The 10163-nt window shown below is 49.7% G+C and carries 13 protein-coding genes; 6 read left to right on the top strand and 7 right to left on the bottom strand.

Annotated features, from left to right (window positions below; genetic code table 11):
- The 5 genes from AC2JC8_RS07150 to AC2JC8_RS07130 form a co-directional block, all read right to left on the bottom strand.
- Positions 1 to 258, bottom strand: a 258-nt coding sequence (locus AC2JC8_RS07150; RefSeq protein WP_484594427.1) for a hypothetical protein, incomplete at its 3' end; no start/stop codon positions are given.
- 4 nt (positions 259 to 262) lie between these two features.
- Complete coding sequence (locus AC2JC8_RS07145; protein WP_484401069.1) at positions 263 to 1084, bottom strand: ABC transporter permease; 822 nt, start codon at positions 1082 to 1084, stop codon at positions 263 to 265.
- 54 nt (positions 1085 to 1138) lie between these two features.
- Positions 1139 to 2152: an ABC transporter ATP-binding protein gene (locus AC2JC8_RS07140; protein WP_484401070.1), complete on the bottom strand. Its 1014-nt coding sequence runs from the start codon at positions 2150 to 2152 to the stop codon at positions 1139 to 1141.
- Positions 2149 to 3129, bottom strand: coding sequence for a heme o synthase (locus AC2JC8_RS07135; RefSeq protein ID WP_484401072.1), 981 nt, complete (start codon positions 3127 to 3129; stop codon positions 2149 to 2151). Before AC2JC8_RS07135 ends, AC2JC8_RS07140 begins: the two co-directional genes overlap by 4 nt.
- Positions 3122 to 4012 (bottom strand): COX15/CtaA family protein, encoded by an 891-nt coding sequence (locus AC2JC8_RS07130; protein ID WP_484420130.1) that lies wholly within the window; start codon positions 4010 to 4012, stop codon positions 3122 to 3124. The genes AC2JC8_RS07135 and AC2JC8_RS07130 overlap by 8 nt, the downstream gene beginning before the upstream one ends.
- A gap of 190 nt (positions 4013 to 4202) precedes the next feature.
- On the opposite strand from AC2JC8_RS07130, the gene coxB reads away from it, so the two are divergent.
- The 4 genes from coxB to AC2JC8_RS07110 are packed head-to-tail and all read left to right on the top strand — an operon-like array spanning position 4203 to position 7771.
- The gene (coxB, locus tag AC2JC8_RS07125) at positions 4203 to 5030 is read left to right on the top strand and encodes a cytochrome c oxidase subunit II (protein WP_484594426.1); all 828 of its coding nucleotides are present in this window, start codon (positions 4203 to 4205) and stop codon (positions 5028 to 5030) included.
- Positions 5027 to 6697, top strand: coding sequence for a cytochrome c oxidase subunit I (gene ctaD / locus AC2JC8_RS07120; RefSeq protein ID WP_461564592.1), 1671 nt, complete (start codon positions 5027 to 5029; stop codon positions 6695 to 6697). The genes coxB and ctaD overlap by 4 nt, the downstream gene beginning before the upstream one ends.
- A complete protein-coding gene (locus AC2JC8_RS07115) occupies positions 6697 to 7320 on the top strand; it encodes a cytochrome c oxidase subunit 3 (RefSeq protein ID WP_255133469.1) in 624 nt (207 codons plus the stop codon). Before ctaD ends, AC2JC8_RS07115 begins: the two co-directional genes overlap by 1 nt.
- Before the next feature lie 58 nt (positions 7321 to 7378).
- Positions 7379 to 7771 carry an AbrB family transcriptional regulator gene (locus AC2JC8_RS07110; RefSeq protein ID WP_481931101.1) on the top strand — a complete coding sequence of 131 codons (393 nt, stop codon included), beginning with the start codon at positions 7379 to 7381 and terminating at the stop codon, positions 7769 to 7771.
- Positions 7772 to 7779: 8 nt separating this feature from the next.
- Here the strand turns inward: AC2JC8_RS07110 and AC2JC8_RS07105 are convergent, their stop codons facing one another.
- Both AC2JC8_RS07105 and AC2JC8_RS07100 read right to left on the bottom strand, forming a co-directional pair.
- Positions 7780 to 8337 (bottom strand): HdeD family acid-resistance protein, encoded by a 558-nt coding sequence (locus tag AC2JC8_RS07105; RefSeq protein ID WP_481931100.1) that lies wholly within the window; start codon positions 8335 to 8337, stop codon positions 7780 to 7782.
- 32 nt (positions 8338 to 8369) lie between these two features.
- Positions 8370 to 9008 (bottom strand): riboflavin synthase, encoded by a 639-nt coding sequence (locus AC2JC8_RS07100; protein ID WP_255133477.1) that lies wholly within the window; start codon positions 9006 to 9008, stop codon positions 8370 to 8372.
- A 63-nt stretch (positions 9009 to 9071) separates the two neighbouring features.
- Here AC2JC8_RS07100 and AC2JC8_RS07095 point away from each other — a divergent pair, with 63 nt between their 5' ends.
- A complete protein-coding gene (locus AC2JC8_RS07095; RefSeq protein ID WP_295533644.1) occupies positions 9072 to 9617 on the top strand; it encodes a bifunctional nuclease family protein in 546 nt (181 codons plus the stop codon).
- The coding region (locus tag AC2JC8_RS07090) for an aldo/keto reductase (protein WP_484594425.1) at positions 9589 to 10163 on the top strand (575 nt) is incomplete at its 3' end. The genes AC2JC8_RS07095 and AC2JC8_RS07090, both read left to right, overlap by 29 nt.

The following is a 10163-nucleotide window of genomic DNA, read 5'->3' as shown; positions in this document are numbered from 1 at the left end:
TTCTTGAGTGAATTCTGTATGAATAATTTCTACTTTAATGATTTCTTTTGGTAATAATTGAAGCTGCCAAAAGGTTGCTATCTCCTCCGTGGAGGCCAATTTGCGAATCAATATCTGTAGTGCCTTTGGCCCTTGGCGATGGGCGTAGCGTTCGCTTAAAAGCCTCAAGGCAGCCTCATCTTTTTCAGCCAGGGCAAGTTTTAATGCCTCCAGCTCTTTGCGAGCTCGGGCGGAGGCGGAAAGAGGATGGGCAACCACGGCGTTAGCTCAATTTCCGGTCTAACAAAGGCCGGATGGACAAAAACAAGCCGGCGGACAAAACCAGAAGCAACAGCAGGCATTGGGCGGCGGTGAGAGCTCCGTAGGGAGCCTCGAGCACTACCGCATCAAAAGCAAACTGGCCTAGGTAAGCCGCGCGGATCGGTTCAATCGCGAAGGTAAGGGGATTTAGGGCTGCAAGCCAGCCCAACCAGCCAGGCATGTAGCTGATCGGGGCCAAAGCAGTGCTTGCAAATAGCAACGGCAAGTTGGCAACAAAAATTACTGCAATCAATTCGATATGGCCGGGCAAAGCAAAAGCCAGAGCCAAACTCAATGCAGTAACCGCCGCCACCAGTAGCAGCAGGGTGCCGATCACCACCAGCAAACCTGCCCCCCCGGGCCAGCCATAACCCAATCCCCAGGCGGCAGCCATGATCGCCAAACTTTGCACCAAGCTAAGGCTCGTGATGTAGAGCACAGAAGCAAGCACAATTGAATAACGCGAGCGCAATGGCGCCACAAGTAAACGATTTAAAAAGCCAAATTCCCGATCAAACATCACTGGCAAACCTGCATTTAAGGCCGCGCTGAATGCGGTGAATACAATTACCCCAGCCCCTAAAAATTTGCCGTAGCTACCACCACCAGGAAATAAACCCATCGGTGCCTTGGCAAATAAAGCGCCAAAGAGCACCAGCCAAATCAAGGGTTGCAAAATTCCCGCCACCAAAGTGGAGGGGCGCCGTTTTAGTTGCAGAAACAGTCGCTTGCTTAGAGCAAGGGTTTCCTGACTAATTTCAGCAATTGCAGATGGGGCAGACACGGGAAAAAAGAAAATGATGGGAGTAGATAGAAAGCAAACGAAAATGCAACCGGATTAACGCATCGCCTGTTTCTTTTCCGCCTTGGAATCACGGCTCGAAATGGCTGCTAATTCAGCGTCCATCAAGGTACGGCCGGTGGCCTGCAGGTAAACGTCGTCGAGGCTGGGACGACTTTGGGCTAACGAAAACACAGGTACCTGGGCATGTTCCAGCTGCTGCCTTAGTTGAAGCAGGGCTTCTGAGCCTTGGCCCTCGAGCACAAAATTAATGGCGTGGCCCTGGGCGCGATTGATTAACACCTGGCTTACGCCAAGTAAGCCCTGAATTATTTGCTGTACCCGTTGGGCCTCTTGTTGGCTGGCAAATTCACGCACCCGCAAAGTGATGCGATCACCGCCAAGCTGTTGCTTTAGTTGCTCAGGGGTTCCCTCAGCGATCACACAACCGCGATCCAAAATCGCTAAACGATCAGCCAAGGCATCCACCTCTTCTAAGTAATGACTGCTCAATAAAATTGTGGTTCCTTGCTGCCGCAATTGTTGTAAAACATCCCAAAGTGCCGCCCTGCTTTCAATATCAAGGCCAACTGTGGGTTCATCCAACACCAACACCGCAGGATCATGTAGCAAGCCGCAGGCCAGATCCAAGCGCCTACGCATACCGCCTGAATAACTGCCGCAACGGCGATCCAACCATTCCTCCATTCCTAGTAACGCCGAGAGGGCCGCGATGCGATCCCGCGATCTAGCAGCGCTTAGGTGATAAAGACTGCCCTGCAGTTCGAGGAGCTCCCTGCCGGTAAGGATTTTGTCGATTGCCACCTCTTGGGCCACATATCCCAACTGAGCCCTTGCCCCGCGAGGATCAGCCAGAGCATCCAGCCCGGCGATAAAAACCCGTCCCTGATCAGGCGCTAATAGGGTGCAAAGGATACGTAGAGCTGTGGTTTTACCGGCGCCATTTGGGCCGAGCAAACCATATAAACATCCCTTTGGCACCTCAAGAGAAAACCCCTCAAGAGCGCTAACGCTGCCATAGCGTTTATAGATTTTCTCGAGATTGATCACTGGAAACTATGAAAGAAACTGCTTAGCTGCAAATTGAAATCACTTGCTGTTGATGTTCTAGCTAGTAGTAACAACAAGCAGATGCCAAATAGATAAAGAATCGACCATCTGAACATCCCCTTTGCCTTCTGTCGATCAAATGGATCTTGCTGTAGCTGCTGAGCCATTTGCAGCAAACGGCCGTTAAAAGGCAAAACCATCAGGCCATAAAACAGTCCTCCGCTGGGAAGGATAAATACGCCCAGAAAACTCACTGCAATGGTGGCCCAGGCATAGCGAATGATCGCGTTTCCTGTCACTACAGGGCCCTTCACCACAGGCAACATCGGAATTCCCACCGAGCGGTAGTCGTCTTCTAATAAAAGTGCAAGGGCCCAGAAATGAGCTGGGGTCCAAAGCATTACCAAGGCAAATAACCACCAACCACCAAGGCCAATATGACCGGTGGCAGCTGCGGCACCAACAAGGGGCGGAATAGCGCCAGCCACCCCACCGATCACGATGTTTTGAGTGGTGCGTGGTTTTAACACCACGGTGTAAAGCAGCACGTAGCTGCACAGCCCCAATAAAGACAAAGCTGCCGCTAAGCAATTCACCCCCATCACCAAAAGCAATCCAGCACTGCAAGCAAGCGCTACCGCGATATAAAAAGCATTACCGGCACTCAAGCGCCCCGAAGGCAAAGCTCTACCGCTGGTGCGGGCCATGCGGCCATCAAGCTGCTCCTCCCATAGGCAATTGAGCACTCCTGCCGCTGCTGCTGCAAGAGCTCCGCCTCCAAGGGTGCAGGCCAATCTCGGAATAGGAATCGGCCAGCTTTCCGTTAGTGCCATGCCACCAAGGGTGGTGGCAAGCAAAAGTGGAATTAGCCGCGGTTTAGCAATTTCTAACCAGGGCGGTAATTTCAACCGTGATCGGCTGGGAACCACCTGCTCACGGCTAGTGAGGGGAACAGCGATAGCAACAGCTTCAGCCACGGGAAAACTCCACTGAGGAACTTGGTCTTAAGGCAAAAGCAGCAGCTGGCAGGGTTGCCACAAGCAAAGCTGCCAGTAACTGATGGGCAACGGTTACGAGAGGTTCAGATAACGAAAGTTTCAAGGTGAGCACTCCAAGCACCACTTGGCAGGCCGCTAGGGCTCCTGCTGCCACTCCAAGGCGCCTGGCAATAGGAGGGCATGGAAAGGCCAAAAGCAAAATCGCCAAAAGAGCGCAGCAACTTGCAGCTGGTGTGGCAAGGCTGCGGTGGGCGGAAAGCCAGGCACAACCTTCAGCTACGCGCAAACAGCGGCCAGAGGCCCATTGGGTTGCCATCAACCCACCTGCAACGCATTGGCCAAACACAAGCGAACCAGCCACAGCAGAAAGTAAAAAAGCCCCGCGAGGCCTCGGACCCGCCACCGGAGGCCGCAACAATTGAGCTATTGCACTGAGAAGCGCCACCAGCAGAAGCGCAGTGGCCAGATGGGCAGTAACGATGTCGAAACGGAGTAATTGAGTAACAGTGAGGGCTCCAAGTGCCCCTTGGGCTGCCACCAGCAGAAGAGCTACTCCGCTCAACCAAGGGAGCCAGCGAGGATTATCACGACGATTCAAAATCGATGAAACCAGTAATAAAACGAGGCCAATTCCCACAAGAAAAGCATCAAGGCGATGAAACCATTCAAGAAAAACTTGAAGGTTCATCTGCCTACTGGGCAAAAGGCTGCCGTAGCAAAGGGGCCAATCGGGGCATGCCAAGCCGGCTTCCATAACTCTTGTGGCACCACCCACAACAACTAAAGCCACAAGGGCTACCACCAGCTGCCTGCACAACCGCAAGGGGTTTAAAGACGGCAATTCAAATGGGCTCAAGTTCAACCGTATCGCGGTGCCCCACAGGGCTTGCTTTAAACGCTAGCGATCCGAAGCAGTGGTGAGCCTTAAGCAAGTATTGGGATCTTGCCTTCGTGAGGTTTTCAGCATTTAAAAGAAAACTTTCTTTTTTCGGTCGTTCTAGATGGGGGCAAACTGCATAGGGTTAATACTCAGCATTTAAATAAAAGCGCCAATGCGCATTCCTTCTGCGATCATTACCTCTGTAGCAGGCATGCTTCTTGTGCTTGCCGGGTTTTGGGCCGCAAATTACTCAGATTTATTACCGGAAAGTGCCAGCCTCAATGCCCCGGTATACGACGAACTATTCAAGGTATTACTGGCAATAGGCACAGTTCTGTTGCTTGGCATGACAGGGCTTGTGGTTTACAGCTTGGTGCGTTTTCGCAGGAAGGAAGGCGACACCCTCGATGGCCCTTCGATTGAGGGAAATCTTTCCCTCGAACTCTTTTGGACCGTAATTCCAGCAGTTGTGGTGCTGTTTATCGGCATCTACAGCTACGACATCTACGACCGGATGGGCGGCATGGCAGATCTGAACGGCCATGAAGCAATGCATCCCAATGAACAACTTGCTTCCGTTCGCACAAGCAACCAAAAAGATAGTGAACGCATTTGGGGTGGAATCGCTCCCACCGGTAATGCTGATGTGTTGCCGGTGGAAGTTACGGCCCTGCAATTTGCTTTCATATTTCATTATCCAAAACAAAACATCACCAGTGGGGAATTACACGTACCCACAGGGCAGATGGTTGAGTTACGCATGAAAGCAAATGATGTTATTCATGCTTTCTGGGTGCCTCAATTTCGTATCAAGCAAGACATAATTCCCGGGCAAACCACAATGCTTAGTTTCACTGCAACTAAAACGGGCGACTATCCAATAGTTTGCGCTGAATTATGTGGCCCTTATCACGGCGGAATGCGATCCCACGTTGTGGTGCAAGACCCCGGCGGCTTTGATGCCTGGATTGAAAAAAATTCCCCCCCCACCCTTTCATGACAATCGCTCTACCCCCTCTGCAGAGCCCCGAGGCCCACGAAAGCCTTCAACCCACAAATTGGCTGCGCTACTTCAGCTTTAGCCTAGATCATAAAGTTATCGGGCTTCAATATATTGTTTGTGGTTTTCTTTTCTATTTTGTTGGTGGAGCCCTCGCCGGGGTGATCAGAACAGAGCTAGCTACACCAATATCTGATTTTGTTACTAGAGAAACCTATAACCAAGTGCTTACTTTGCACGGCACTATTATGATATTTCTCTGGATCGTGCCAGTTGTTAATGGCGGTTTTGGTAATTATCTAATTCCTTTTTATGTGGGTGCCCGTGATATGGCTTTCCCACGCCTCAATGCCGTTGCTTTTTGGATGATCCCCCCTGCGGGCTTATTACTTATTAGCAGTTATTTCATTGGCGGAGCGGCACAATCTGGCTGGACAGCCTACCCACCACTAAGCCTCACAACCCCAGCAATGGGACAAATAATATGGATCGTGAGCGTTTTACTACTTGGCGGTAGTTCAATCTTTGGTGGCATTAATTTCATTGCCACGATATTAAAATTTCGTCAGCCAGGTTTAAAATTATTGCAAATGCCCATGTATTGCTGGGCAATGCTCGGTACCAGTATTTTGGTTGTACTATCAACCCCTGTTCTTGCTGGCACTTTAATACTTTTAAGCATGGATATTGTTGCCCATACTGGATTTTTCAATCCATCTCAAGGCGGCAATGTGGTTGTATATCAGCACTTGTTTTGGTTTTATTCTCATCCAGCTGTTTATATAATGGTGTTGCCAGCATTTGGTTTAGTGAGTGAGATTCTACCAATACACGCTCGAAAACCATTATTTGGTTACGTAACAATGGTTTATTCAATACTTGCAATTGTAGTGCTTGGTTTAGTTGTTTGGGCTCATCATATGTTCACAAGTGGCACCCCCCCCTGGATGAGATTGTTTTTCACAATCGCCACCGCTTTTATTGCCGTGCCAACCGGGATTAAATTCTTCAACTGGATCGCCACCATTTGGCAAGGTCGAATTGCTCTCAATAGCGCGATGTTGTTTTCGTGCGCTTTTATTCTTCAATTTGTATTCGGTGGTATCACAGGAGTAGCTCTTGCCCAGGTGCCATTTGATGTGCACGTGCATGATACTTATTTTGTTGTTGCGCATTTTCACTACATTGTTTACGGAGGGACAGTATTTGTAATATTTGCATCAATCTATCATTGGTATCCGAAATTTACTGGTCGTATGCATAACGAACATCTGGGTAGGTTGCACTTAGTTTTAACTGTTATCGGCTTCAACCTTTGTTTTGGCCCTCAGCATTGGCTTGGTTTAAATGGTATGCCGAGGCGCGTTGCTGAATATGATCCACAATTTACTTTTATGAATCAACTCAGCAGCGTTGGAGCTTTATTAATGGCGATTAGCACTATTCCTTTCCTAATTAATGTAATCGGCAGCATTTGGTGGGGCGCTGAAGCTGGGGATAATCCTTGGCGCGCCCTAACGCCCGAATGGCTTACAAGTTCTCCTCCGCCCGTTGAGAACTGGAAAGGAGCTGCCCCATTGGTGCATGAACCCTATGGTTATGGCACCGAACCGGGGCTTGTTGATCTAAAAGTGGCCACTGGTAGTGATCTTTGGAGGAATTCCTAATGACAAGCACCCGCCCAGCTGTAGCTGTCAGCAGCACCGAAATTGAGCACGCAGCCAACGATCACAACTCAGGCCACGCGGAACACCCAGACCTACGCATGTTTGGTTTGGCTACTTTTTTAGTAGCCGACGGCATGACCTTCGCAGGTTTTTTTGCTGCTTACCTCACCTTCCGCGCTGTTAATCCATTACCTGAGGGTGCAATTTATGAGCTTGAACTGCTCTTGCCCACCATTAACACCGCCGTTTTAATCGCCAGCAGCTTCACCTTTCATCGGGCCACTAAGGAATTAATGAAAGGTGCGATGGGTGCCTGCCGCGGCTGGCTACTCACCACAGCCCTAATGGGCATCGCCTTTCTTGCTGGCCAAATGTATGAGTATTTCCATCTACCTTTCGGTCTTACAGACAACCTATTTGCCAGCACTTTCTATGCTCTCACTGGATTTCATGGCCTGCACGTAACGCTTGGGGCTTTGATGATTTTGATCGTGTGGGCTCAAGCTTCTCAACCTGGCTATTTCACCCCAGAAAAGCATTTTGGTATCGAAGCAGTGGAGCTTTACTGGCACTTCGTTGATGTGATTTGGGTAATTCTGTTCGGAATCCTTTATCTGCTTTGATAAATGCTTGCTTCAAAGGCATCATGCAGGTAAGAATCAAATGAGCTAGAGCTTTTATATGATTTCCACTGAACATCTAAGCGGCGAAGCCCTAATCAATAAGGCCCGAGATTTAAGCAGTAATAGCATTGATCAAATTGCTAAGGCCTGCGGATTTGTGGGGCCAGGCGGCAGGGTATTAAAAAAGGCTTTTCTTAAGGCGTTAGTACAGGCCAAAGGCTTTGCTACTCCAGAGGTTGATAGCGATGGGTTTCGAGGCAGACATGCCGAATATCGCACCCGGGTGCATGGAAACGGCAATTTATTAGTGGGCCATGCCTACACCAAAAAGCTTGGCCTTGAACCAGGCCAAGAATGCAGCATTGAACTGCATGAAGAAACTGGCACCATTTGGTTGCGCCCCATTAATAGTGAGGGAACTGAAGCGGAAGAAATCAGCAATGCTGAATAGTTTTTAACTTAAGCTTGTTTTGATTTGTTATCGCCATGCAAGCAACTACCAAAGGCAATTAAATCAATCCCTGAGAAGAGAAAACTAATTCCCACCAATATTCCAAGTACCGATAATAAACCCCCAAATTTCATAGAAACAATTAAAGCGCCAAGTATCAAAGTAACAACTCCATTTGCTAATCCCCAACGCCAGCCGTTGATTTCTTGATGGCTGAGAGCTGCAGCGATCGCCACAACACCTTCAACAACAAACACAATCCCAATTGCAACACTAAGGGCTAATACCTGCGCTACAGCATCAACGGGTCCACTGGAAAACTGTTGCAGGATTGAAATACCTGCAATTAAAAACAAAGTGGAAACCACCAAGCGCCAAAATACCAACCAAGCTTTTAATTCGTTGCGGCGGCTTATGTTATTTATCCAACCAACAATACCGCCAACTAAGAAGGCGATACCCACCACAGCAGTAACACCAAAAGAAGCCACCACTGGAAATATCAGAGCTAAAAAGCCCAAAACAAGCAACAGGATGCCTTCAGCAATTGTGAAAGTTTTCAACATGGTTTGAGGCGATACCCACAAGTTTTACTTAGCTAAGCAGTCCAGCCGTTTTCCAGCAACCAGTGCTTATCAATGTTCACATCAGCGCGAGGTGATCGGAGTAGTTTTTCAACATATTTAGCCAAAAGATCTGCTTCAAGATTCACTAAATCGCCAACTTTTAAAAATTTAAGCGTGGTTTGCTCCCAGCTAACGGGTATCACCGCCATCCAGAAAGCATTGGCAACAGTGCCCGCCACGGTGAGGCTGATGCCATTCACAGCAATGCTGCCCTTTTCGCAGATATAGCGATCAAAGGCAGAATCCTGCCAAGCCAATTCCAAACGCCAGGAATTACCTTCCTGCTCAATTGCTCGCACCACTCCCAGACCATCCACATGGCCACTCACTAAATGGCCGCCAAGCCGATCACTTAGGGCTAAAGCTGGCTCCAGATTCACCCAAGCAGCACTTTTTGAACGTTGAGCCAAAGTAGATCTGGCAAGGGTTTCAGCGCTCACATCAGCTTCAAAACCATCGCTGAGCAGTTCACGAACCGTTAAGCAAACGCCGTCTACCGCAACGCTGTCGCCCCGTTTTAAAGGGGTTAAGCCATGGCCCTGCCACTGCACCCGTAAGGCGCCAGACAAGGGATAAAGCTGGCCGATGGCCTGCACTAATCCCGTAAACATCTTGTTGGGGGTGTGGGTGATTTGTGATCTAGCCATAATCATGGTGCCCACATCACCGTTGCCATGGTGGAAATGACGGTGGCTGGGATTGCCCTTGATGCCGCCAGTAGAAGCCCAATCGTGCTGCTGCGAGATCCTTCCGGCCGGCGCCAAGTGCCGATTTGGATCGATCAATCACAAGCTCAAAACATTGTTGCGGGGCTGCAGGAGCAGAGCCCCCACAGGCCCCTCAGCCACGATTTAATGGCAAATCTGATGGCCGTAGCAGGTTTAGAACTGGAACGGGTTGTTATCCACAGCATTGAGGCAAACACCTTTAGAGCCCTGCTTAAGGTGGTTGATCACAGTGGTGAAAACCACGAAATTGATTGCCGCCCCAGTGATGCGATCGCTCTTGCTTTGCGCACTGGCAGCAGCCTTTGGATGCTGGAAGAAGTGGTGAGTGATGCATCAATCCCGGTGGATGCAGAAGCTGATGCAGAAGAAATCGCCGATTTTCGTCGTTTTGTTGACGGCCTCAGCCCTGCTGAACTGATCCGCCAACAAGGCAGAGCCCAACCTGATCGAGATCCAGATAGCGATGGAGCTCCCCAGCAAAAATCCAGCTAACACCGCTAGCCGCCGAGCCTTTGGCAAGGGGCCAGCGGTATCCCTTTTCACCCTTGGCACCATGCGTGCCCTTGGGGCTGCAAGTGAGTTGCAGCAGGTGCTGGAAGCAGCTTTAGAGGTGGGGATAAATCACCTCGAAACAGCACCGGCCTACGGCAAAAGCGAGCACTACTTGGGTTTAGCACTTAGCCGCTTGGCGCTTAATCCCAAAGAGCTTGTGATTACGAGCAAAATCCTGCCAGGCCTTGCCTTAGTTGAGGCAAAACAGCAGTTGCAACGCAGCCTGGAGCGGCTGGGTATAACCCACCTAAATAATCTTGCTGTTCACGGAATCAACCAAAAGCAGCATTTGCAATGGGCCATTGAAGGTGCAGGTGCTGAATTGTTGGAGTGGGCCTTAAGTGAAGGCTTAGTGGGGCAGGTGGGCTTCTCCAGCCACGGCAACCCGGCGCTGATAAAGGCAGCGATTGAGAGCGGTTTATTTAGTTTTGCAAACCTGCATTTGCATTTGTTTGATCCCCTACGGCTGCCGCTAGCCCAAATGGC

This window comes from Synechococcus sp. (assembly GCF_982614295.1).
Note: the sequence above shows the minus strand (reverse complement) of the source record. Positions and strands in the feature narration are given on the sequence as shown.

Excerpts from the sequence above, each read along its gene's own strand:
- coxB (WP_484594426.1), top strand. The coding sequence starts at position 4,203 with ATGCGCATTCCTTCTGCGATCATTACCTCTGTAGCAGGCATGCTTCTT.
- ctaD (WP_461564592.1), top strand. The coding sequence starts at position 5,027 with ATGACAATCGCTCTACCCCCTCTGCAGAGCCCCGAGGCCCACGAAAGC.
- AC2JC8_RS07115 (WP_255133469.1), top strand. The coding sequence starts at position 6,697 with ATGACAAGCACCCGCCCAGCTGTAGCTGTCAGCAGCACCGAAATTGAG.
- AC2JC8_RS07110 (WP_481931101.1), top strand. The coding sequence starts at position 7,379 with ATGATTTCCACTGAACATCTAAGCGGCGAAGCCCTAATCAATAAGGCC.
- AC2JC8_RS07105 (WP_481931100.1), bottom strand. The coding sequence starts at position 8,337 with ATGTTGAAAACTTTCACAATTGCTGAAGGCATCCTGTTGCTTGTTTTG.
- AC2JC8_RS07100 (WP_255133477.1), bottom strand. The coding sequence starts at position 9,008 with ATGTTTACGGGATTAGTGCAGGCCATCGGCCAGCTTTATCCCTTGTCT.
- AC2JC8_RS07095 (WP_295533644.1), top strand. The coding sequence starts at position 9,072 with ATGGTGGAAATGACGGTGGCTGGGATTGCCCTTGATGCCGCCAGTAGA.